Here is a 24,291-nt window from a genome sequence, read left to right as displayed (position 1 = left end):
GGCGCCCTTTAGAGTGAACGTAGGACGTGAGGCGGGCAACACCACGAGGACCGGATGGACTATTACGCAATCAACGCCCTGCGCGAAAGCCATGCAGGCTGGTCCCTGCTGCGCGCCCAGAACGCGCCTCTCGCCATCTCGTTTTTCATGGCCGCCTTCACTGGCCCCAACCAGCGGAACCTAGGCCGCCAGCAGCTCATCGACAGCCTGGACGATGTGCTCTTCGGCTTGCGGGATGCCTACGGCGAGGACAAGTTTCCGCGTCAGGCCTCGGAGTACCTCGACGACTGGGCCGCCCCCGAGAGGGCCTGGCTGCGGAAGTACTACATCCAAGGCCAGGACGAGCCGCGCTACGATCTCACCGCGGCCGCGGAAGACGTTGTCCGCTGGGTGGAGGGCCTGCGCGGACGCGACTTCGTGGCCACCCAGTCCCGGCTCACCAGCATCTTTGCCGTCCTGGAGCGGCTGGTCCAGCAGTCGGAGACCGATCCCGAAGTGCGGCTCGCCGAACTGCAGCTGCAGCGCGACGGGATCGACGCCGAGATGCAGCGGATCCGGGACGGCAACATACGCGTCATGACAGGCCCGGAAGCACTGGACCATTTCCAGCAGCTGACCGCCCTGGCCAAGGACCTCCTCTCGGATTTCCGCGAGGTCGAACAGAACTTCCGGAAGCTGGACCGCCAGGTCCGCGAGCAGATCGCCACCTGGGACGGCACCCAGGGCGAGCTCCTGGAATCGATCTTCGCCAACCAGCAGGACATCAGCAGCTCCCTGCAGGGGCGTACTTTCCAGGGCTTCTGGGACTACCTCATGTCCCCGGAATCCCGAAGAAGACTGCAGGAACTCCTCCAGCGCGCCACCCAGATCGAGGCTCTCGCCCACGCGGACAACCTCCACTCCGTGGTGAACCTGCACCAGGACTGGCTGCCCGCCGTCGAACAGACCCAGGGCACCGTCCGCCAGCTGTCCCAGCAGATGCGCCGGCTGCTCGACGACAAGGTGTTCCTTGAGAACAAGCGCATCATGCAGCTCATCCGGAGGATCGAGTCTGGCGCCCTCGCCACCCGGGAGCAGCCGCCGTCGGGGGACTTCATGACCATTTCGGCCCCGGCAGTGGACATTACGCTGCCCTTCGAACGGCCGCTGTATGAGCCGACTCGGCGGGTGATGGTGGACGACGACGTCCTCACGGCCGACGACGCGGACGTGGACGCCGGCGCCCTGTTCAGCCAGTTCCACGTGGACAAGGAACGGCTCAAGGCCAATATCGACGCAGTTCTCGCCGAAGCGGAACAGACCACCCTCGCGGAGGTCACCGCCGCCTACCCCGTCTCGCAGGGCCTGGCGGAAATTGTGACCTACTACCAGCTGGCCACGGAGTCGGACTGGGCGAGCATCAACCCGGAGGCCTCCCAACAAATCGCTTGGCAGCTGTCCGACGGCAGCATTCGCGAAGCGACCCTCGAACAGATCATCTTCGGAAGGCCAGCATGAACCCGGCAGCGAATTCCCCAGCCACTGCAGAAACGGAACTCCGCACACGCGAGGAACTTCCCGGCGTCGTCACACGGCTGTTCAAAGGTGTCCTCTACGCCGAAGGGGACGAGAAGCTCTGGCAGTCGCTGCTGGGCTTGTCCTCCCAGGTCCGCGACTACGTTTCCGTGCTGGGTCTGGACCTGATCCTGGACGAATCCGAGGGCTACGCATTCCTGAAGTCGCGCGAGGACCCCGATAGCAATCTCCCCCGGCTGATTCCGCGGCGGCAGCTGACCTTCAACGTCAGCCTGTTGCTGGCCCTCCTGCGCGGCCGGATGCTGGAATTCGACACCAACAGCAGCGAGCTCCGGCTCATCATGACCGAGCAGGACATCGCGGACATGGTTGCCGTCTTCCTGCCCGAATCCAGCAACGAAGCCAGGACCATGGACCGACTCGCCACCGACATCAAGAAGGTGGTGGAACTCGGCTTCCTGCGGCGGCTGAAGGGCCAGCCGGGTACGTACGAGGTGGTCCGCATCCTTAAGGCGTTCGTGGACGCCCAGTGGCTGGAGGAGTTCGACGCGCGGCTGGCAGACTACCGTGCCACTCTCGCTGGGACGCCGGTTAGCGGGACAACCGCAGCGGAGGAGGACACCAAGTGACCGCTGACCTGCAGGACACCTTGTTCAGCCTGGAGGAAATGACGGACGACGGCGGCACTCCCCCCGGTTTCCGGCTGCACCGTCTGGAGCTGCTGAACTGGGGCACGTTCCACCAGGGCGTGCGGACGTTCCGGCTGGACGGTGCCAACAGCCTGCTCACAGGTGACATCGGCTCCGGTAAGTCGACGGTGGTCGATGCCATCACCACCCTGCTGCTGCCCGCGAACCGGATCGAGTACAACAAGGCGGCCGGCGCGCAGAAGAAGGAGCGCTCACTGACGTCGTACGTGCGCGGCTTCCACAAGAGCACGCGCAGCACGGGCGGCGAGTACTCCAAGCCGGTGGCACTGCGTGGGACCGGCGCCCTGACCGTGGTGCTCGCCGTCTTCCACAATGCCGTGCTGGACAAGTCGGTCACCCTGGCCATCACGCTGTGGGCCACCCAGGAAGCGGGTCAACCCAGCCGCTTCTACTCGTTGGCTGAGGCGGACCAGTCCATCGCTGCGGACTTCTCAAACTTCGGGCAGGACCCCGCGAAGTTGAAGAAGAAACTCCGCGCCGCTGGTGTCGCCGTCCATGACAGCTTTGAGCCCTACGCCGCAGCGTTCAAGCGGCAGTTCGGGATCAGCGGCAACCAGGCCATGGAACTGTTCCACCGCACGGTGTCCATGAAGCAGGTGGAGAACATCACCTCCTTCGTGCGCACCAACATGCTGGAGGAAGACAAGGTCGGCGAGCGTATCGGCAACCTCATCCACCACTTCGACGACCTGAAGATGGCCCACGACGCGGTGCTCCGGGCCAAGGACCAGATCACCCTGCTGACGCCGATCAGGGAGGGTGCCGCCCAGCACGCGAATCTGAGCCACGAGTACGACCAGGCCAGCGAACAGCGCCGCCAGCTGCATCCCTGGTTCACGGACCGGAAGCTGCAGCTGAGCCTGGAACACCAGTCGGAGCTGGAACGCACCGGAGAGCGACTCCAGGAGGACAGCACAAAACAGCGCACCGAAATCACCGGGAAGCGGCACGAGCTTTCCGCCATCCAGGAGGACATCCGCACCAACGGCGGCGGCCGGCTGGCGGCCATCGACGCTGACGTTGCACGGCTGACTGACCAGTCCCGGACCCAGCGGCAGCGCTTCGAAACCTACGGTGCAGCAGCGAAGGATCTCGGACTCCGGCCCCCGGAAGATCGGGTGTTGTTCGACGCGAACCGGGCCCGGCTCGGTGAGGTCGAATCGCAGCTCGGCGCCCAGTCCGATGAGCTCCAGGACGGCCGCACCCGGTGGGCCATCACCCGCACCGAACAGACGGCCCGGCTCACTGAGATCGGCGCCGAACTGCGCAGCCTGCAGTCCCGCCCCAACCTGCTGCCGCTCCCCCAGCTGGAGCTCCGCCGTCGGCTGTGCGACGGCACCGGAATCACGGAAGCGGCGCTGCCGTACGCCGGGGAACTGCTGCGGGTCCGCGACGGCGAGGGCGCGTGGGAGGGCGCCGCGGAACGCACGCTGCACGGTTTCGCGCTGTCCCTGCTGGTCCCGGCCGATCACTACGCGGCGGTCAGCAGCTGGGTGGATGCCAACAATCTGCGCGGCCGGCTGGTCTACCTGCGGATCGGGGAATCCCCGGCGGCCAGGACGGCGGAGCCGGGCACGCTGGCCACGAAGATCGCCATCAAGCCGGGCACGCCGTTCCGCAACTTCCTGCTGGATGAACTCGCCACCCGGTTCGACCATGTCTGCTGCGACACCCTCGAGGACTTCCGCCGCTACCCGAAGGCGCTGACCGTCAACGGCCAGCTCAAGGGCGTCCGCGGCAGGCACGAAAAGGACGACCGGCGGGAGCTGACGGACCGGCGCAACTATGTGCTCGGCTGGGACAACCACGACAAGATCAGCCGCTTCCTCGCCGAACAGGACGAGGTCAAGGGCCAGCTCGGGGTGACGGAGACCCAGCTGAAAAAGGTCAACGCCTCCCTGGGCGATCTGGGCAGGCAAAACCAGCAGCTCGGTATCGTACGCGGGGTGGCCGACTTCGGCGAGATCAGCTGGCAGCTCACGGCCCGGCGGATCGAAGAGCTCAAGGCCGAGAAGCTCGAACTGGAGACCGCCAGCGACGTACTGAAGCAGCTCACGGCCAAGGAATCCGCGGTGACCGCCGAGCTGGAGCGGCTCGAGGAAAAGGCCGGCAAGCTGCGTGAACGCCTGGGCGCCAACGAGAAGGACGGCAGGGACATCGCGGAGGCGATCGAGGAATGCCGCGGCACTCTCGCGGAGACACCGCTGACGCACGACGGCGGGGTGCTGGCCGCCCTCGAACAGCTCACCACCGCGGCGCTCGGCGACAAGACCCTGACGTACAAGAACACCGGCACGGCGGAGAGCTCTGTCCGTTCCGGGCTGACGGACATGATTGATGCCCTGTCCAAGCGCATTGCCCGGGCCGCGGAAAGCACAGTCCGGCTGATGGCCGACTTTCGCAACAAGTACCCCAACGAGACCACGGACATCGACGCCGCCCTCGAGGCCGCCCCGGACTACACCCGGCTGCTGGAGCAGCTGGTCAGCAACGATCTTCCCCGCTTCGAGGCCCATTTCAAGGAGTCGCTGAACCAGAACACCATCCACGAGGTGGTCGCGTTCAACGCCTTCCTGGACAGCCGGCGGCAGGACATCGTGACCCGGATCGGCGAGATCAACCATTCGCTGGCCGGGATCGAGTACAACCCGGGCCGGCACATCCAGCTGGAGCACCAGAACACCTCGGACCAGGACGTGCGCGAGTTCATGTCGGACCTGCGGGCGTGCTCGGAGGGGACCATCGGCGACGAGGACCAGTACTCGGAGCAGAAGTATCTGCAGGTGGAGCGCCTGATCGAGCGCTTCCGCGGGCGTGAAGGCCTGACCACGCTGGATGAGCGGTGGACGGCCAAGGTCACTGACGTGCGGAACTGGTTCACGTTCTCGGCCTCGGAAAAGTGGACCGAGACCGGCGAGGAGTTCGAGCACTTCACCGATTCCGGCGGCAAGTCCGGCGGCCAGAAGGAAAAGCTGGCGTACACGATCCTCGCCGCGGCCCTTGCCTTCCAGTTCGGGCTGGGGTCGGCGGCCGGGGGTATGTCGGCGGCTGCGGCCGGGAAGAAGTCCGCTCGGAGTTTCCGGTTCGTGGTGATCGACGAAGCGTTCGGCCGCGGATCCGACGAGTCTGCGCGCTACGGCCTGCAACTGTTCCAGCGCATGAAGCTGCAGCTGCTGATCGTCACACCGCTGCAGAAGATCCACGTGATCGAGCCGTTCGTCTCGCACGTGGGATTCGTGGCGAACACCAACGGCGACGACTCCCAGCTGCGCAACATGACCATCCAGGAATACCGCGATAAACGGGACCGGCGTGCCTAAGCGGCGTCCCGAGGGCCCCGAGCCGAGCTTGCGAGGTTTGGGAAGGGACCTCCCCGCGGAGTCTTGGACTACCTTGGCGGGTCTCCGGGCGCAGTCACTGAAGGCGTGGAACAGCGGTGCCCTGCTGCGGGAGCTGCTGGAACCATCCGGAGCCTACCCGCGCCGCCGTTCGCTGAAACGTCCGACGGCGGCAGCCCTGTTGAGCGATTACGCTGCGGCCCATCGGTGGGCTGCTGAGCTGTTCGCCGAGGCCGGCCCGTACGAGCTGGAAACAGTGGAGGTGGGCAGCCGCACGGTGGGCTCCAACCGGATTCCGGCCGCGGCCGTGTTCGCGACCGTGGAACATGAGATCGGCTTTGTCGGCAAGTCCCGGGAGGCGGCGCGGTTCCGGGAGCTGGCCGCGGGCCTCGGGGAGCTGGATCCGCTGCTGCTGGACTGGGCTGCGCGGCGCCCGCTGAAACTGCTCGAACTGGGTTCTGATTCCCTGACGGCGGCTCGGGCCGCGCTGTGGCTTCGGGACAATCCCGAGCCGGGAATCTACGTCCGGCAGCTGGGGCTGCCCGGCGTGCACACGAAATTCATTGAGCGCCACAGGCAAGTCATAGACCAGCTGCTGGCCGCCGTCGCTCCCCTCTCCGAGGTTGGCGACGTGGAAGCCGACGCCGAGGCAGCCGTGGGGCCGGCCGAGCCGGAAGTTGCCCTGGACGACGGTGCCGGCCGTACCCCGGCGGCACGGTTCGCCCGCCGGCACGGATTCCTGCATCCGCCCGAGCTCGTCCGGTTCCGCGTCCTGGATCCGGGGATGCCCACTCTGGGCGGCGCCCGGGACATCACGGTCACAGCTGAAGCCTTCAGCACCCTGCAGCTGCCGGTGGACACCGTGATTGCGACGGAGAACCAGGTCAATTTCCTTGCCCTGCCGGAGCGTCCCGGAACGCTGGCCCTCTATGGAGCCGGCTACGGCTTTTCGTCCCTGCGGGATGCGGCGTGGCTGCGTGATTGCACGATCTTCTACTGGGGCGACATTGACACCCACGGCTTCCGGATCCTGGACCAGCTCCGTGCCGTGCACCCGCATGTGGAGAGCGTGCTGATGAATACGGAAACACTCCTCTCGCACAGGGATGCCTGGGGCAACGAGCCGTCACCGTCGCGGGCTGCACTGACCAGGCTGACGCCGGATGAGGCTGCGCTCTACGAAGCGCTTGGCAACGACTCCTACGGACCGGCCGTTCGCCTGGAACAGGAGCTGATCCGCTGGGATTGGGCTCGGGAACGGCTTTGTGGCTGAACCGGTCAGCGCCCCAGCCCAAGAAAGACCGCAAGGGACTGCTCAACGGCAACCATGGTCTTGGCATCTATTCGGCCTATCCGCTGCCCAAGGTTGGCCCGCCTCACAGTTGTGAGCTTGTCCACCATGATCTGGCTGTGTTGCGTCAAGCCGGTGAGCTGTCCGGGGTCAACGGTCAGCCTCAGCAGCGGGGCATCCGTCAACTGAGTCGTCAGGGGCAGAAGCGTGACCGACTCCGAGGCCGCAAACAGGTCGTCCTGGATTATGAGTGCTGGCCGTGGTTTCTGCGCATATGTTCCCCCCGAAACCGTCCACAGCTCACCGCGATTCACTCCGGCCAGTCTTCCGCGATCTGTTCGATGAAATCTTGGTCGTCGCTGGCATGGTCGGAGGCCGCGACCGCCAGCGCTTGCCGCCGGGCTTCACGCCTAAACTCCTCTGTCCGCGTATCCGGGACCCACATCTGAATCTGCCGGAAGCCTCGCTCCCGCATGGCGGCACGGTGGCGAGCTACACGATCCCTGACGCTCATAGGTCAATGTTACATGTAACACGGACCGACGGCACGCGGCGTGGACAATGTTCAAGTCCATCCCGTGCTCCTACGGCTCCGGCTGCAGTGCGGGCCGACGCCGTCGTCGGGCACCTGTTCTTAGCGACGCTGTGGGCATACCCTGCCCACATTCCCGCCTGAACCCTGGCTACGGGAGAAGAACCATGGAGACCCCGACGGCCGCCCGACCTGCGGCTCCGAAAAGCGTCAACACCCTTATCGTCGGGGCCGGGCAGGCGGGCCTGGCCACGAGCTACTGGCTCAGCCGGGCCGGCGTCGAACATCAGTTGCTGGAACGGCGCGAAACCCTTGGCGGGGCGTGGCAGGACCGGTGGGATGCGTTTTGCCTGAACACGCCGAACTTCTCGCTGGCGCTGCCCGGCATGCCGTATGACGGCCCCGCCCCGGAAGCGTTCATGCTGCGGGATGACCTCATCGGCTATTTCCGGCACTATGCGGAGAGCATCGACGCTCCTGTCCGGACGGGTACGGACGTCACGCGTATCGCGCCCGCGGAGGGCGGCGGCTTCACCGTGGCCACCACCCAGGGCAGCTGGCGGACCCGGAACGTGGTGCTCGCTACCGGCGGCTACCAGAAGCCGAAAATCCCCGCCCTGTCGGCGCAACTGCCCAGCCACATCCTGCAACTTCACACCGACAGCTACCGCAACCCGGGCCAGCTGCCCGGCGGTGCCGTGCTCATCGTTGGCACCGGCCAGTCCGGCGGCCAGATCGCCGAGGAACTGCTCGCCGCCGGCCGCGAAATCCACCTGGCGGTGTCCACGTGCCCGGAAGCACCGCGTCGGTACCGCGGCCAGGACCTGATCTATTGGATGATGCAGCTTGCCCAGTTCGGCCCCGGCTACGGACTGAACGGCCTCACCGTGGGGCAGTTGCCCTCCCCCGCGGCGAGGTTCGCCTGCAACCCGCTGGTGTCCGGCGCCGACGGCGGCCACGACATCCACCTGCGGGACCTCGGCCGGCGCGGCGTCCGGCTGCAGGGCCATTTGGAAGCAGCCGACGACGGCGACCTCGTCTTCAGCGATGACCTTCCGGAACGCCTGGCCCTGGTGGAGGCGGCGTTCTACCAGCGGATGAAGCCGATGTTCGACAGCTATATTGCCGCCACCGGCATGTCGGCACCGGAGCCGGAGCCGCCGCGCAGGGACGACTGGCTTTCCTCGGAGCCGGCGCGGCTGAACCTCGAAGCCGCCCACGTCACCTCGGTCCTCTGGGCCACGGGCTACCGGCTGGATTTCAGCATCCTGGACATCCCGGTGCTGGAAGCATGGAACTACCCCCGGCACCACCGCGGCGTCACCGAACACCCGGGCTTGTACGCCGTCGGGCTGCCGTGGCTGACCGGGCACGGCTCCTCCATCGTGGCGGGCGTGGGCCGCGACGCCGAGTACATTGCCCAGCACATCGCCGGGAACATCGCCGCCCGGTGAAGGCGACGGTCCAGTGGGGCGGCTACCCCGCGCAGGGCCCGTCGAAGTCCACCGATGCGGCGAGGCCGGCCGAGCTGAACCAGTCCCTGGCCCAGGCCTGGACCGAGGGTATTGCGAGGTGCTCGGCAACAAGCTCCGGCGGCCCGCCGAACACGGACTTCCCCTCCTCCAGGAGGTCCCCGGTGCCGCTGCCGGCGAGGAGCCCGAAGAGGGCGGGCTGGTCGAGGAAGGGGAGCTTCCCGCCGTCGCCATCGGTCAGCACGCCCCAGCGCGAGGTGAACAGCGAAAACTCCTCCGGACGTTCCCCGTGGTCCACCACGAGCGGGCAGGCTTCGCCGTCGAGCTGGATCCGCCGGTAGTTGGGCTCCGTTTCGTCGAGGGCCAGCAGTTGGACATCGTCCAGCCACGAAAGCCAGACCGCTGTGCACTCTCCCAGCAGCGGATACGGGGCGGCGGCGATGTAGCCGGCCTTGCTCACGTGGGCGGAGTGGCCAACGGCGATGTTGTGGAGCTGCCCCCGGACCAGCGGCAGGACCGCACTGACAGGCTGGTGGTAGCTGCCGAATTTCCGCCGCATCACGTCGGCGCTTGAATTCGACCCGATGGAGACCACCAGGGAACGGGCTTCCAGCGGTGCCGCGCCGGCTTGCGCGAGGGCTTCATCCAGTCCGGCGGAAAGCTCAAGGGGCCGGAATTCATCGCCGTCCATGACACCCGAGGCCCCGGGCGGATCCCACGGATACAGCAGCGGATCGAGATGGCCGGCGCCGCCGGCGCCGCTCAGTCCCACGGAGTCAACCGGATGAAGCCGTTGGCATCCCGATGGAGACTAATCAAGGTGGCCCACTTTCGTGGTTCGGGACTTCCAGTGTCCCGCACTTTTGGGGGAACCGGACCTTCGGCGCTGGCGTCGACCGGCGCTGTTTCGCACGGTGCCGTGCTGGTTGTGGGCACCGGGCAGTCCCGGCGGCCAGATCACCGAAGACCTGATGGCCGCCGGCCGCCAGGTCCATTTGTCCGTTTCCGCCTGCCCGGAGGCGCCGCCCCGCAGGCGCCGCGGCCCGGACACCTTTTACTGGATCCCGCAAATCAACCTGCACGGCCCCGCGTACAGCATCCACGGGCTCCAGATCGGACAGCTCCCCTCCCCCGCCGCCATCTTCATGTGCAATCCGCTGGTCTCCGGCAACGTGGCGGCGACAGCATCCAGCTGCGGGAACTGGGCCGCCACGGCGTGCGGCTTCACGGCCGCTTTGAGGGAGCTGACGACGGCGTACTGGCCTTCAGCGACGACCTCCCTGGACGGCTAGCGATGGTGGAGGCCGGTTTCAGCCAGCGCCTGAAACTGATGAAGGAAGCGCACGTCAAGGCGGCGGGCATCGACGCGCCGGCGCCCCAACCGCCACAACCGCCCCAGGACGATCAATGGCTTCCCGCGGAGAATGGTGCGCAGCCGAACCTGGCCGCGGAGAACATCACATCCGTCATCTGGGCCACCGGATACGGCCTGGACTTCAGCTTCCTGGACATCCCGGAGCTGGACGAGTGGAACTACCCCCCGGCACTTCCGCGGCGTCACGAAGGTTGTCGGACTGCACACCTTCGAGCTGCCGTGGCTGACCCGGCACGCCTCGGCCACGCTGACGCTGGTGGGTGAGGCCGCCGGGTACGTGGCCGAGCACATCGCCAGGCGGAATGCGCGGGGCCAGCCTGCTCTTCAGGGCTCATTGAAATTCCAAGTCCGGGTACACGTGGCCGTTCTCAAGGTGCGGCAGGTGCGCGAGCTGGCTGATCCGCACAACGTTGCCTATGCACTGAATAGTCAGGGCGGCTATGACCAATCTCAGCTTCACACGCGCGGCGCCAACAACCACGACTTGGGTCTCACTATGATCCGAATTTAGGTGGCGCTCCCCGATCTCGTACAGCAGAAAGAATCGTGGGTGACTTAGATTCACGCACGTGCAAGATTGACCAATTGACCGAAAAGACAACATCAACATCAGCGCTCCTGCGCGAGCGTCGCTCAGTCCTCATCTCTGCTGCGGTTACGGGCCAAATGCGAGTTTTATGCCTGCCCTACTTTATCGTTTGGAGTCATGTACCCATAGCTGCACATCAATGGCTATTCCAACTTCAGGGGAAAAATTGCTCATTAGCTCAGTCACAGTCCGCGGTTACCGCTCGCATGCCGAGTCGACATTGAAGATCGACGACTATACCGTTCTCTTAGGATCAAATGGTTGTGGTAAGTCGTCGGTGCTTTACGCATTGGACTGGTTCGTGAACGATCGCCGGCTGGACCCCAAGGACCTCTTTACATTGCCCGGAGCCCAGGCGCCCGAGGTGGACAATGTTCAGGTCGAAGTCACGTTTGAAGCTTTCACAGCGCGAGACCGGCGTTTGCTCCGGGAGTACGGTCGGAAGCAGAGCGTAACCTTCCGCAAGACATGGACGGTCTCAGACTCTGGAAATGAGACCAAGTTTGTTGGGGACTCCCTTCAAGGGCCCGGTTTCGCCGCCGTGCGGGCCATCAAATCTGTCACTGAAAAACGAGCGGCATACAACCAGTTGCGTGATCAACTGACGACTTTGCCCGCCTTAGAGCGACTAGCCAAGAGCGATGAAATCGAACGCTTACTGGCCGAGTGGGAAGACTCGCCCGAAAACGTGTCGCTTCTCGAGACCATCGACGACTCAGACGCCAAGCACATGTTCGGATTCAACGGAAACAACGTACTTCGGGACTGCGTTCAGTTAGTTCTTATTCCAGCTGGGAACGACTTGACTTCGGACATCGGCGAGATGGGCAAGGGAAGCGTTCTTTCCCAGCTCATTGGGAGCTTTCTCACCGAAGCTGGGCAGTCGGCACGTGACGAGTGGATCGAACAAAACGAGGAATCCATCGCTAACCTCAATGAGTCGGTAGTGGACTCAATCAATACCGGTACCGAACACGCGACCTCCCGCGTCAACAAATCGCTGGCGGAGCTGGTCCCAGGCGCAACCGTGACGTTCACACCCAAAGTCGAACCATTTTCACCCCGAATTGAGACGACTGTTCAGACCACCGTCGAAATAGACGGTTCAAGTGTTGACGTATCCCGCCAAGGACACGGCGTGCAGCGGGCCGTTATGATGTCGATCCTGCAGGCCATGGCGGGGGAAGGGGGTGCAGATTCCGAAGAACACCCGACCTTGATCCTTTGTATTGAGGAACCAGAGGTTTACCAGCACCCTACACGGGCTCGCGCTTTTGCCACGTCCTTGACGGCCATCGCCGCTCAAAAAGGCCGGCAGGTCCTTCTAGCAAGTCATTCCCCCTATTTTGTGCGGCCCGAGCAGTTTTCCAGTCTGCGGCGTCTACACATAGCAGATGGACGTTCAACTGTGACCAGCACGGACGACGAAGCGGTGGCAAAGTCGCTGGGCCGGTCAAGAGACAAAGTCTCCAAACAAGTGCAACAGTGGTTGCCGACCTCGTTTTCAGAAGGTTTCTTTGCCGACGCGGTGGCACTCGTAGAGGGCCCGACCGATCAAGTCGTGCTCGAGCACCTCAGTGAACGCCTCAACATGTCCTTGGCGATGCAAGGTGTTTGTGTCATCAACGTCGGAGGAAAGGAAAACATGTCGATGGCCTTTGAGATCCTGCGCAGCTCCGGCGTTCCTGTGTACGTAGTATTCGACGCAGACTACTCACCAGCCTACTCAGCCGTTCCACCGCTGGGTCCAGAAATCGAAACGAACCGGTTGCGTCACGAAACGGCAACCAACGATCTTCTATCCTGGTTGCCCGCCAGTACAGGGACGCGAGCTGCCGAGGAGTACTCATTTGGCGACCAAACATATGTTGGGCCTCGATTCACCGCGTTCAGACGAGACCTCGAAGAGGAACTCGACGAATGGGCGGCGTTCGTTTCGAAACTCCACGCATGCAAGGGAAAGCTCCGGACCAAACATGCTCACAAATACAGATTTGCGACTAACGAAGCAGACTGCACCTCGGTGCCATCATCTCTCACGCAATGTATCAAGGCCATTGTCAGCTTTGCTCAAGACACGCGTCGCTGACCTTACTTCCAAGGTGGACCGATGTGGCAGAGTCATATGGTCGTAGCAACGCTCTGATTGGGAGTGTCCGTTTTGACCTGAATCCACCGCTAAATGGACACTCCCGCAGGGTCCCGCGTTGACTCTCTTATGGGTGGTGCCTGGCCGGCAGGATGGCTGCCAGCCCTTCTGAACGTCAATCTCGTCGACACGCAGCTCAAGCCGCTCGATATCCATGCCATATTGCAGGCCTTCATTCAGCCGCGCGGTGCGGCCTGCAGTCCGGCGTTTCCTGCAAAAGATTCGGATCGTCTCCCGATGCAGCTCGTTGACGGAGATTCCGCCGAACAGCCGGACAACGTGCATCATCGCGTTGCGAAGCTCCACGACGCTGACGTGTTCCGGCTTCCTGCCGATGTCCTGCCAATTGGTCCGGGATCTAGAACGTTGTTCCCGGTTCATCGATGTAGCCCAGATGAATTGCTCTCGATCGCAGCGGGGAACCGAATGTGTCCAGCGCGTCCACGACGGAATTGGCTCCATCCGAATTCATCTTGTTCAGGTTGAACGCCGCCGCAGGCGAGCTTGCTAAGCTTCGCGGCGATCTCTGACCCAGCGAAACTCGACCATCTCACACACGTCAGCGACACGTTTAGAACGTTGGACCCGGGGGCCAGTCCTCGTGTCTGGGATGTCAACGCGAACATGGCAGGATCGTCCGTCGTAATCGATGGACAGACCACGAGGGTGCCATCACTCTGTGCCGGAGGGACTTAAGGTGGCAGTTGGGATCCATGTCTCCGGGGCACCGCTGTTCTGGCGTGAGACCAAGGCTTGATCAGCACTCTCCTTTCGCGGTTGGACGTTGACGCCAACCAGGCGAGGAAGGCGGGCAGGGGAACGGCCCATCTGGTCGCGAAAGCCACGTGGCTCGGCGCGGTCTTGACGTCTTTGGACGACAGCTGGGTGCAGCTCACCCCGGAGTCCCTCCTGCGGCTCGTTGGACTGGCGAAATTCAACCTTTCCCAAGACGGCGTGTTCAGCCGAGTGATGCGAGGAGCCGAGGGGCAAATAGATTCGTTTGCCCAGTTCAACGCGGGGGCATGAATCTGCTTGTAATGTCCAACCTTGCGACCCTGACTGCAAAGATGGCACTTCGAAGCGCCGTCGCGCTGCTTGAGGAACTGGCGCACGCTATGGACGTCAAGCTCGATCGCCTACTTGAGGACAACCGAGCTCGTACAACGTCTCTGCCGATTCAGGTGCTGGGCTACTCGGGCGCCAGTCCGGGGCCCGGCCCTACTCCAGCGACCGGAGCCGACAACGAGCATCTGAGTCCCCGTGTGTCCATCCCGGCGGCCGGCCCATTCACTGGCCGGTAACCGGCTCCAGGTGGAATTCGACGCGGTACTTCATGAACCGGATGCTCCGTGCCATGGACAGTGCCCGGCGGATTCTCAGGTCATCTTCCTGGGCGATGATGACGCCTTCGACGGTTTGTCCGGGTTCGAGCAGTGCGTCCTGAACGAACCCCATGTAGCGCTGGGTCTGGCCCACTACGGCGTCGCTGGCCCTTCCCCGCTTCAGCTCGACGACCAGAAGACGGGACCGGTCTTTGCTGATGGCGAGGATGTCCATCGGGCCGGTGTCGGTGGGGTATTGCTGCCCCACCGGCTGGCCGTCTTCCTCGTAGATGTCGTACTCCCGCCCCAAGGAGGTGCTGGCCCAGTTGTGGACCAGGAAGTCCTCGAGCTGCTTCTCCATCTGGAACGCCAGCTGGTCTTCCACCTGCACTGAGATCGCCTGGACGATGGGCTGGGCCGGGTCGGCGAGCTGGGTGAGGGTGGCGAGTTCGGATGTGTGAGCGGTGAGCTGGAAGACCGTCATCAGCGAGCCAGCAGAGGACGCCAGGGTCGGGCTCATATCGTCCCTGCTGAGCGAGCCCTTCCAGTCGACGCGGCGCCGGTGGGGCAGGTCCGTGCCTGGGTGGTATTCGTAGCCGCCGGTGACGAAGCCATATTGGTAGGTGCGGTCCGGCTTCGGAGCCAGAACGAGATCGCCTTCGCTGATTCCCTCGCAGGCCGCCCACAAGTTCCCCATCGCCAATCCTGCAGCAATCCTGCTCTTCTCGGGGTTCATCTCTAGAAAGACACTGTTCATCGCTCCACGGAAAACTTCCGCTCCGCCGCCAAGGTGGGGTTTGATGTCATAGTCGCCGATGAAGTCGACGCCCAGGTAGCCCGCCTCGATCATCTTCTCCGCGTACTGGCCGCCCCTGCCTTGCCGTACCACCCATGGTGTCGTCATTGCTCTCCCGCTTTTGCTTGCCCATGAAGGCACTTGTCATTTGTACCCTGAACCTATCCCACAGCAGTGACTGCCTTTGACCGCAGCCTCACCTAGGCTGTAGGCAGTGGGCGCAAGGGTTGTACGGAAACTATTGCCGGGGGACGAGCGCGCAACATCCAGATGGTTGTCCCCAGCTGAAACCGATGGTGGGTGCGGATCCGCCGGAGCTCTCCACTAAACGCACCTCGGTCCGGCGCGGCCGGGCGATTGATCCGTTCCGGGAAGTGCCGGGCCGCGAGCTTTGAGGGGCGAGGACCTGGGGCAGGAGTCTGGGGAGCCGCCGCCGGCCGAACAGCCAAGGCAGAATTGGGCCGGGGCTCTCGGATGGGACAGCCCTGATGTCACGGCTTGGTACCTCAATTAGTCGGAGCCGAGGAACCCGAGCTGGCTGAGTAAATCTACGAATCGATGCCCGCGTCTGAATGATTCGTCCCCTTGAGTACCAAGTCTGCACTAAATCGGAGGGACGCAGAAGGCCGTCTCGCCGACAAACTCTTCTGGTAAGAGACGCGGTGCCGGGTGCAGAAAGTGTGGTTGTGTGTCGAAGACGGCGAACACTCGCCAGCCACAGGGGAAAACGGCGGACTCCCGCCCCATGATGCCTTGCATCGTTGATAGTTCCACAGCCCGGTCCTCAGTTGAAACTCTTACTTCTCATGTCTATCCAGGTCAGGGTGTCGGCGAGCCGAAAACTGTGCAAGCTTGGCAGCCAGCCCTTATTGTCACGGAGGTCCGTCCCGTGTGTTCGACAATTGAGAACTGATGGTACATCGAGGATTCCAAAGGCATACTTCCCACGGGCGGCCATAGACCGCCTGAGCCGGGCAGGAAGAATCTTCCGACGGCGTGGCCGGCAAGGGAGATGACTAGTGCACCCCTCGGGCGCTTATGATCTCTCGAGTACATGTGCGCCGCCAACGACGGCCGAGGAGTAAAAAGGCTTGAAGAATGACTGACTTGAAAACAACGACCCAATCGGCACGCCGAGATACACCTCTCGTGGCTGCTCAACCCGAAAAAAACGTGCGCTTGAGCGCTGACATCACTCCAGCGTCGTATCGGGAACTGACTCGAATTTCCCAAGATCTTGCGTTTCAAATCGGACGCACGCGAGTCGCCCACGTTGACGTCCTCCGGGCACTGCTGGACGAACTGATCAACAACCCGAGTCTCCGCGGCATCGTGCGCGACCGCATAGAAACGGCGCTGGCTGAACGATAAATCGGTCATGCAGCCTCCCGTGTCGGGTGTGCACATACAATAGGGGCAGTTTGAGCCGACTGCGCTATGCGGCGGCCATCAGTTGGGGGTTGAAATGACGGTCGATGCCGAGGTAAACGCACAGGATGCACGCGTTCAAGTTCTGAGGCTTATCGACTTCCTCACCGAATACGACGCCCAGCGCAACAAGCCTGTGCGTAACATCGCCGACTACGGGCTTTTCAGACTGACGAAAAGCGCCCTCCCGCCACATGACTCTGTGCAATTGCGCGTCTCGGAATACGAGTGGCTCGGCGTGGACTTTGTTGACTTGCCTGTTGCACCCGAGATCCCTGACGAGTTACGGGATGTCGTCGCCAGCGGACGCCCTCTGTCGCCTTCGTCGCGACCGATTGTGACCGTGCCGTTGCCTGCGTTCCAAGCCCAAGACAAAGAGGAACTTGATCCGGGGGACGCCGAGCAGTACAGCGAGGAGGAACGGCAGCACCAGCTGCGGGAGTACCAGGACTTGGTGTTTCTGGCGGACGCATGGATCCAGGACGAATGGGAGCCCTGGTCCCACGAGCATGCTGTCGTTTCAGGTGTAAAGAGGCTTCACCGGAATGTCTTCGAACAGCGGGAGCGTCTCATCCTTGACCGCGAGTCAGCAGAGCTCGTTTGGGGATTTGGCCGTGCCCGATGGTCTGTAGATGGCTACGTCGTGGACCATCCACTAGTGACGGTTCCTGTCGAGATCTCCCTTGATCAGAAGTCGCAGCGATTGTCGGTAACTCCCGCGGGGCCGGCCGAGGTCGAGATCCGGTATTTGGCCGGAATCGACATCCACGATCGCCCATCGATTACCGCAGCTCGCGAGAGTGCCTCCGAACTGGAACTGGATCCGTGGGATGCGAAGGAATCGTCCGAGTTGTTCCTCCGGCTGGCGAGAGCCGTAGACGACGAGGGGGTCGTCGCGAAAGAGGCTGGCACTCCGGCCTCCAACCTGGTGGTTGACGATAGCTGGACCCTGTACCTGCGCCCGCGAGTCCCCGACTCGCAGGGATTCCTCAACGACATGCGGGCTATCTACTTGGCTGACGGCACCATTCCCCATCCGTTGCGGGACATTGTCTCGAACGCAGCCGACTCGGCGGCGGCGTCAAAGTTCGGCCCGGGTAGCCAGGATTCCCCGTCGGCCGCCGTCGCCGATCCGTTGCTACTTCCCCTAGCTACGAATGAAGAACAAAAGCGGATCCTGGAACTCGCACAGATTTATCCGGGGGTGACGGTACAGGGACCGCCCGGGACTGGTAAGTCGCACACGATTGCCAATCTGATCAGCCACTATGCCGCCTACGGTCAGCGAGTTCTTGTGGTGGCCGAAAAGGAACAAGCGCTCAGGGTGCTGGCGGACAAGATTCCTTCAGGCATCCGCGACCTTACAGTCTCCGTTTTGGGAGCCGATGAAGATAGTCGTAAGTCGCTCGAGAAGTCCGTGATGACGATTCAGTCGACAGTCGGGACGCTGGACACGAGCAGTGCCGATGAGACCATCGCACGGCTCCGCTTGGACCTGGACGCTGCCAACCGCGGTATCGCGTCAACAACAACTGACATGCTGCGTGGGCGAGAGGCAGAGATCGATACGGCGCCCGGGTCATGGATGGCAGGTCAGAGTCCGTCGCCGCAAGTTGCCGCTGACTGGCTCCGACAGAACGCCGAGTCTCTTGCTGTCATCCCAGACATCCTCGAGATGTCCGCCCCGGTACCTCTCTCGGCGCCGGAATACGCAGAGTTCCTGCGACTTCTGAACTCCGTGGGAATTGATGCGGCCGAACAGGCCTTAACATTGCTTCCAGACTTTTCGGAAATTCCAACATCAGCCGAGATAGGCGCCCTGTTCAATGCTGTGTCCGAGGGCCAAAGCCGCGCGGACGCGGTACGGCCCACATTCACGGACTGGTCGCTGTTCACAAAGGCCTCGCAGGACTCCGTCAGGCCCGTCCAGTCCCTTGCTCGCGAGTACTGCGAGACTCTCGAGAGTCTCGAGTCGTCTCCCTACGCCGCCAAGCTCGCCAGCTTGTCGGATGACCTGCTTTGGGAAGAGCTTGCAGAGTACTTCAACGCCTTAACCAATCTCCGGCAACAGGCAATCGAGCACCGTCGCGCGCTCATGGCGTCAGTTGTTCAGCTGGAAAAGCCCGCCACTCAAGAATCGCTGGGCCGAATAGCTGAGGCACATGGACAGCTAACGTCGAGCGGCAAGCTCGGCCTGTTCGATCGTCAGCACAAGAAAACCCTGGCGACATTCACAGTCGACGGTCGCATTCCCCTTACTACGGAGGATGCTGCGCTTTGCTTGGCAGCCACCCTCCTGGACTTGGTCCGCCAGCACATCAGTCGACTACTCATCAATCAATCTCCTTCGGCACATCAAGCTGGGCTCTCGCCACGGCCCGAGGATGATGTCATATTCGAACTTCGGCACCTTCACGACCTTTTAGAGCTCCCAAATCAGCGGCATCAGCTTGCAGTCAAACTCCACGATGTGGGTATCCGATCGTCAGACCTCGGGAGTGCAGAGCAAACGAGACGTCTGGTCCTGGACATCGACGAAGCCATGCATCACTTTGCAGCTGCTGAATCGCGCGCCACAATTGACTCACTCGAGGCTGCGTTGAAATCCGGCGGAAGCCGACCAGATGCTTCGCCGCTCTGGTCCCAGCTCCTGGACTCGATCCAGAATCATGACGTCGAACGCTGGAGTCGAATTCGCGACGAATTGATTCAGACGACAGCTTTGGTTGAGCCTGCGCGCAGGCTCACGAAGCTCCACAGTCAACTCGTTAGTGCCGCTCCCAAATGGGCAGCTGCCCTCTCCGCAGCCCCCGATGAAGCACCTGCCGCTGACACGGTCAAGGGCGCATGGCAATGGCGGCAACTCGACTGCTGGGTGTCATCGACGACGTCCCAGACGTCCCCCGCACAATTGCAGTCACGCATCGACGATCTCGTAAGTCACAGGCAGCGCACGGTGGCAGAGCTTGTGGAAGCCCTCGCGTGGCGACGGCTGGCGGACAACCTAGGACCCATACAGAGACAGGCACTACAGGGCTACCTCAAGGCCGTCACGAGGTACGGCAAGACAGGCGGCAGGTATGCCCAGCGATGGATCCGGGAAATGCGTGAGGCGCTTAACGACTCGAAAGACGCTGTTCCAGTCTGGATCATGACGACGTCCCGCGCGCTCACAAGCTTCCGCCCTGCAGCCGTCCCACCTTTCGACGTCCTGATCGTGGATGAAGCCTCGCAGATCGGTTTTGAGGCTCTTCCACTGCTATCTCTAGCAAAGAGAGCCATCGTAGTTGGCGACGACAAGCAAACCAGCCCAGAACACGTTGGGCTCGACCGGCAGAAGATCTTCGACATCATGGACGACCACCTTGCGGACGTCCCTAAATACCGGACACTATTCGATCCAGACAACAGCCTCTACGACTTGGCCACGCAAAAGTTCGCGACTCCGGTCATGCTGTCCGAGCACTTCCGGTGTCTCCCTGAGATTATTGCTTTCTCCAACGCGCAAGCGTACAACCGCAAGATAGTCCCTCTTCGTGACCAGGCACCCCACCCAGGGTGGGTACCGCTCGGCGTGCTCCGCGTTATGGACGGATACCGCGAGGGCGACGCTAACGAGCCCGAGGCTTTGCAAGTCGTCAACCTCATCGCAGAAATGTGCGCCGACGAGCAGTATGACGGCATGACCTTTGGAGTCGTGACACTCCTAGGGTCCACCCAGGCCAAGCTCATCTGGGAAAAACTTTACGATCGCCTGGGGCCCGAACAATTCGAGGAACGAAAGATCCGCTGCGGCGAGGCCGCCAACTTCCAGGGCGACGAGCGAGATGTCATTGTCATCTCTACCGTTGTTGCGATCGATCCGAACCGCCCGTCGACTCGTTTTGGCGCGATGACCAGCGTCAAGGACCTTCGCAAGATCAACGTCGCAGCGTCGCGTGCAAGGAATCAGCTGTGGGTTGTGACCTCTGTCGATCCCGAAATGCTTCCAGTTGGAGACTTCAGGGCCGCCCTAATTCGTCACTGTTCAGCCTATTCAGCTGAGGCTCCGCAGCAGGAACAAATACTCGCGGCCTGTGAGTCGGAATTTGAGAAAAGAATCGTCAGCGAGTTGCTTGTCCGCGGATACAAGGCCATCGAGGTCCAGAAGACAGTTGGACGGTACCGTTTGGACATCGTAGTGTCCGGGCCGGAACGCCGCCTAGCCATCGAGTGCGACGGCGATCGCTGGCATGGAGCCGATGTCTGGTACCAGGACCGGGCAAGGCAGGAGGTTCTCGAACGGGCGGGCTGGACGTTCGAACGCATACGAGGCTCCGCCTATTTCCGCGATCCGAGCGCTGCCATGTCGCCTGTCTGGAGCCACTTGGATTCACTCGGAATCCCCACGGGCGACGCATGGATGGAAGGACCCACGAGTTCACTCGTCCGGGAAGTGACCATGGCGGACCTTCCCAATGCATCCGCTGAAACCGATCTGAGTCCCGCTGACGATGTCTCCGACGATGAGACCGGGTCGGATTTCGATTGGGATGAATTCCTCCAGTCTCTCGAGACACCAGCTGATTTTGCGACCGCCACAGCGGACGAGCCGGGCTCCGAATCTACGACCGGTCAATCGTCGCCCGCCATCGAGACAGACGACCAGGTCGAAGAACCTGAAGAAGACGATGAAGTAACCGATGGTTCGCAATCCGAAGGTGACGACGGCCCAATCGCTCCGCTGATCGGTCAGGACTCCGTTCCGTCGACAACATTCGTGAGCCTTGCCCCGTATCGGACTTGGCCGCTGGTCCCGAAGCCGCCCGTAATCGACCGCAACATCCAGCACATCCAACAGGGCTTGGTCGAGATCCTTAGCTACGAAGGACCGATGATCGCTCGACAAGCATACTTGCGCTATCAACAAGCAACCGGCGGCCAACGTGTCGGCAAGGCACTGCAGCGCATCTTCAACGTAGCGGCAAGCCGTGCACTGAATTCGGGGGCCATTGCCAGGCTCGACGACGGAGTCCCAGGGGTCGTAGGAGCCACCTTGTACATCCCGGGACAGGACCTGGTGGTAGTGCGGCAGCTGGGCCCACGGACAATCTTCGAAGTCCCAAAGTCCGAACTTGTAACTTTATTTGAGCTACTCACGGAGCGCGGAGTACCGGACTGGGATTTGGATGGTGAAGTACTTGGCGCCCTTGGGCGTAAGAACCTGACCAAGCGGACCACCGACTATCTTCGGGAATGCCGTAGCTACACGTGGCGGACGACATAGAGGGTGGCCGCGCAGCCTGTCTCCGACCGGGAGCCGCCCAATCGTGGTCTGTCACGGTATCCTCGTCAACGTGACTGACGCACTTTTTAACATTGGCCCAGAAGAAGAACCCGCTCCAAGCGCGGGTCTCGCCGAGCATCCGATTCGGGACGACCAGGTTGCCGCCATCCGCGAAGCATTCACTTCTGCTGGGATCGACAACCAAGATCGTCGCCAAGAAATAGCGCAGAGCTGCGTAGTGCGGCCACTGGCGTCGCTTCGAGAGCTCACTGCTGCCGAGGCTCATCGCGTTCTAAAGCGTATTAAGGCGGACGCCGCGGCAAAGCCGCGACCCGAAGGAGCTTCCGCCTGGGATCTCCGAGAAGAAGACACCTGGATCGACAAGCTCTAACTCAAATCGAGGAAGCCCCGCGAAGCAACTGACGCTGCAGCCTCGTAGTCGGTCATGCGCTCTGCAACTGTTCGCATCGCTAGCTCCGGCGGCAGCATTTCGAAGAATTTGAGCTGCCTGACGGCCCGCTCATCAACGGTGGGAACCACTCCGCGGAAGTCCGCTCCGAATTCGGCTTTGGCCTCGCTCACAGCGGATGCCACGGCACCTGCGGTTGCGTCGCCGCGCAGGGCAATCTGCCAGTTGTCGTAGGCGGTGGTCGTTTCAAAAAGTTCGGGGCGGACGGCTGAAAGAGCTGCCGCTAGTACTGCGTTGCCTCTTGCGCCGGCCCAGGTCCACCATCGAACTCGGCTTCCTCCGCCGGATCCAACGACAGTCCGGGCCTGGTCCACCCTGTTTGAGTACTCGTCCCGGAGCTCCGACGTCATGTTCTCGGCCCTCTTGGTCGTTCGGACTCCTTGGGGATCAGCGCCCAGAAGCACACGCCTGATCGCGTCGGAGAGCGCAAACGAATACGGCTGCGGCATACTGGCCCACTTGACCACCCCGCCCTGACTTGACGGCTCGACGTAGGCCCGTCGGCGTTTCCAGTCGACGTACGTCACTTCCCAAGGCCTTCCGCCCAAGGTGATGAGTCTCGGCCCGTCCACTTTCCGTTGCAGCAGCATCGGGTCCACCGCCCCGACCTCTTGGCGACCATGAAGAATCACTACCTGCGGATCTGCGGTAAATACGGCCATCAGGTCCCGATAGTGAATCCGCCCGTAACGTTTTTCGGCTTCAGGTCCTGCAAATAACATCCCGCCATCCGAATCAAGATGGCCCTGGTCGAGCAACCACTCCTGGATCGATTTCCACTCCTCCTGCGTCGCTAGTTCGAGTCCGCCGAACCAGGAGCGCCACTGGCTCTCGCCGATACGCCTTTCCTGCAGTGTCAAACCGAGTATCTGCTGCGCGGCGACGTGCCGAGGCGAAAGCGGCGGCACCACAGGCTCGACGTAGCCCTCAGACCAAAGCAACAGCAACCCGGAAGCCCGGAGGAACTCGGACTCCTCCGTAGCGAGGAACAACATGTTCCGCTTCGTCTCCGCTCGTCGGCCGGTTCTGCCCAGTCGCTGCAACAAAGAGGCAACCGTGCGTGGGGAACCCAGTTGAATCACCCGGTCCAAGTCCCCCACGTCAATACCGAGCTCAAGTGTAGAAGTGGAGACAATGACGCAGTCACGCCCGACGGCAAAGGCAGCCTCCGAGCGACGCCGGGTGTCCACCGACAGCGAAGAATGGGAGACATGAGTCTCGACGCCATTGTCATGGAGTGCCAGGGCCAACTCTTCGACTACTCGGCGGGAGTCGGCAAAGACCAAGCGCTTCTCGCCACGGTGGAGTCCAGCGACAATCTTCGCCGCGTTCGAGGTGCTTCCCACGAAATCCAGGTCCATCTGCGGGGCAGCCGCCTTGCTGGTATCTGGAGACACGACCGTGGCCTGTCTTCCTACTGCGCCTCCCTGCAACCAGTGAAGCAATTCGGGCGCGTTGCCAACCGTCGCGGAGAGACCAATTCGCTGGAGCGGCTGGCCTGACAATTTGGTTAGTCGTTCGAGAACGCCCAGAAGGTGCCAGCCCCGGTCATCGCCGGCGAATGCGTGGACCTCGTCCGCGACGACGGCGCGGAGATCAGCAAAGAATCGTTTCGGATCGCTGCTGGTGGAGACCAGCATTGACTCGAGTGACTCCGGCGTGGTTAGCAAGATATCTGGCGATTCCAGAAGCTGCCGGCGCCTCACGCCCGCCGTCGTGTCTCCATGTCTCACCGAAGCCGTGCGCCCCAGCCATGATGCGTAAGTGCCAATCCTGGGTTCCAGGTTGTTCAGCAGCGCCCGCAGCGGACAAATGTAGAGGACCGATGTTCCGCGCCATTCCTCAACGGACATGCGAGATAGCAGCGGGAACATTGCGGCCTCAGTTTTTCCGCCGGCTGTGGGAGCGAGCAGCAGAGCGTCGTCACCTCTCAGCAACGGTTCTACAGCTTCGTCCTGCAGCGGTCGAAGGGCCGGCCAGCCAAGGGAATTGACAATGTGATGCTGCACAGCCGGACTCAACCGGTCGAATCCGCTCAC

The 24,291-nt window shown here is 62.5% G+C and carries 17 protein-coding genes; 12 read left to right on the top strand and 5 right to left on the bottom strand.

The features are described 5' to 3' along the window. Positions 1–54: 54 nt before the first annotated feature. The 4 genes from AC1D0A_RS15445 (at position 55) to AC1D0A_RS15430 (ending at position 6,836) form a co-directional block, all read left to right on the top strand. Positions 55–1,497, top strand: coding sequence for a DUF3375 domain-containing protein (locus tag AC1D0A_RS15445; RefSeq protein WP_476946223.1), 1,443 nt, complete (start codon positions 55–57; stop codon positions 1,495–1,497). Then, entirely contained in the window at positions 1,494–2,144 is a 651-nt protein-coding gene (locus AC1D0A_RS15440) for a DUF4194 domain-containing protein (RefSeq protein WP_476946222.1), read from the top strand. The genes AC1D0A_RS15445 and AC1D0A_RS15440 overlap by 4 nt, the downstream gene beginning before the upstream one ends. Continuing rightward, positions 2,141–5,545, top strand: a complete 3,405-nt coding sequence (locus AC1D0A_RS15435) for an ATP-binding protein (protein WP_476946221.1) — start codon at positions 2,141–2,143, stop codon at positions 5,543–5,545. The genes AC1D0A_RS15440 and AC1D0A_RS15435 overlap by 4 nt, the downstream gene beginning before the upstream one ends. Positions 5,546–5,618: 73 nt before the next feature. After that, the gene (locus AC1D0A_RS15430; RefSeq protein WP_476946220.1) at positions 5,619–6,836 is read left to right on the top strand and encodes a Wadjet anti-phage system protein JetD domain-containing protein; all 1,218 of its coding nucleotides are present in this window, start codon (positions 5,619–5,621) and stop codon (positions 6,834–6,836) included. 5 nt (positions 6,837–6,841) lie between these two features. Here AC1D0A_RS15430 and AC1D0A_RS15425 read toward each other — a convergent pair whose 3' ends face one another. Next, positions 6,842–7,168, bottom strand: coding sequence for a type II toxin-antitoxin system PemK/MazF family toxin (locus AC1D0A_RS15425; protein ID WP_476946219.1), 327 nt, complete (start codon positions 7,166–7,168; stop codon positions 6,842–6,844). Then, positions 7,165–7,368, bottom strand: coding sequence for an antitoxin MazE family protein (locus AC1D0A_RS15420; protein WP_091564276.1), 204 nt, complete (start codon positions 7,366–7,368; stop codon positions 7,165–7,167). The genes AC1D0A_RS15425 and AC1D0A_RS15420 overlap by 4 nt, the downstream gene beginning before the upstream one ends. 185 nt (positions 7,369–7,553) lie before the next feature. Here AC1D0A_RS15420 and AC1D0A_RS15415 point away from each other — a divergent pair, with 185 nt between their 5' ends. Further along, positions 7,554–8,840 carry a flavin-containing monooxygenase gene (locus tag AC1D0A_RS15415; protein WP_476946218.1) on the top strand — a complete coding sequence of 429 codons (1,287 nt, stop codon included), beginning with the start codon at positions 7,554–7,556 and terminating at the stop codon, positions 8,838–8,840. Between the two features lie 22 nt (positions 8,841–8,862). On the opposite strand, the gene AC1D0A_RS15410 is transcribed toward AC1D0A_RS15415, so the two are convergent. Next, positions 8,863–9,630: a hypothetical protein gene (locus AC1D0A_RS15410; RefSeq protein ID WP_476946217.1), complete on the bottom strand. Its 768-nt coding sequence runs from the start codon at positions 9,628–9,630 to the stop codon at positions 8,863–8,865. A 154-nt stretch (positions 9,631–9,784) separates the two neighbouring features. Here AC1D0A_RS15410 and AC1D0A_RS15405 point away from each other — a divergent pair, with 154 nt between their 5' ends. The 4 genes from AC1D0A_RS15405 to AC1D0A_RS15390 all read left to right on the top strand — a co-directional run bounded on the left by AC1D0A_RS15405 (position 9,785) and on the right by AC1D0A_RS15390 (position 12,911). After that, the gene (locus AC1D0A_RS15405) at positions 9,785–10,150 is read left to right on the top strand and encodes a hypothetical protein (protein WP_476946216.1); all 366 of its coding nucleotides are present in this window, start codon (positions 9,785–9,787) and stop codon (positions 10,148–10,150) included. A 2-nt stretch (positions 10,151–10,152) separates the two neighbouring features. After that, a complete protein-coding gene (locus tag AC1D0A_RS15400) occupies positions 10,153–10,497 on the top strand; it encodes a hypothetical protein (RefSeq protein WP_476946215.1) in 345 nt (114 codons plus the stop codon). Next, complete coding sequence (locus tag AC1D0A_RS15395) at positions 10,490–10,744, top strand: hypothetical protein (RefSeq protein WP_476946214.1); 255 nt, start codon at positions 10,490–10,492, stop codon at positions 10,742–10,744. Before AC1D0A_RS15400 ends, AC1D0A_RS15395 begins: the two co-directional genes overlap by 8 nt. Before the next feature lie 217 nt (positions 10,745–10,961). Beyond that, positions 10,962–12,911 (top strand): AAA family ATPase, encoded by a 1,950-nt coding sequence (locus AC1D0A_RS15390; RefSeq protein WP_476946213.1) that lies wholly within the window; start codon positions 10,962–10,964, stop codon positions 12,909–12,911. Between the two features lie 1,347 nt (positions 12,912–14,258). Here AC1D0A_RS15390 and AC1D0A_RS15385 read toward each other — a convergent pair. Further along, entirely contained in the window at positions 14,259–15,197 is a 939-nt protein-coding gene (locus AC1D0A_RS15385; RefSeq protein ID WP_476946212.1) for an endonuclease NucS domain-containing protein, read from the bottom strand. Between the two features lie 990 nt (positions 15,198–16,187). On the opposite strand from AC1D0A_RS15385, the gene AC1D0A_RS15380 reads away from it, so the two are divergent. From AC1D0A_RS15380 to AC1D0A_RS15370, 3 genes are all read left to right on the top strand, one after another. Then, positions 16,188–16,460, top strand: coding sequence for a hypothetical protein (locus tag AC1D0A_RS15380; RefSeq protein ID WP_476946211.1), 273 nt, complete (start codon positions 16,188–16,190; stop codon positions 16,458–16,460). 94 nt (positions 16,461–16,554) lie between these two features. Then, positions 16,555–21,783 carry an AAA domain-containing protein gene (locus AC1D0A_RS15375; RefSeq protein ID WP_476946210.1) on the top strand — a complete coding sequence of 1,743 codons (5,229 nt, stop codon included), beginning with the start codon at positions 16,555–16,557 and terminating at the stop codon, positions 21,781–21,783. 70 nt (positions 21,784–21,853) lie between these two features. Then, positions 21,854–22,174, top strand: a complete 321-nt coding sequence (locus tag AC1D0A_RS15370; RefSeq protein ID WP_476946209.1) for a hypothetical protein — start codon at positions 21,854–21,856, stop codon at positions 22,172–22,174. On the opposite strand, the gene AC1D0A_RS15365 is transcribed toward AC1D0A_RS15370, so the two are convergent. Then, positions 22,171–24,291 carry a DEAD/DEAH box helicase gene (locus AC1D0A_RS15365; RefSeq protein WP_476946208.1) on the bottom strand — a complete coding sequence of 707 codons (2,121 nt, stop codon included), beginning with the start codon at positions 24,289–24,291 and terminating at the stop codon, positions 22,171–22,173. The two genes, AC1D0A_RS15370 and AC1D0A_RS15365, sit on opposite strands and share 4 nt — an antisense overlap.

The sequence above is a fragment of the Arthrobacter sp. P1_D4 genome (assembly GCF_056406115.1).
This window is presented reverse-complemented; position numbering and strand designations above follow the sequence as displayed.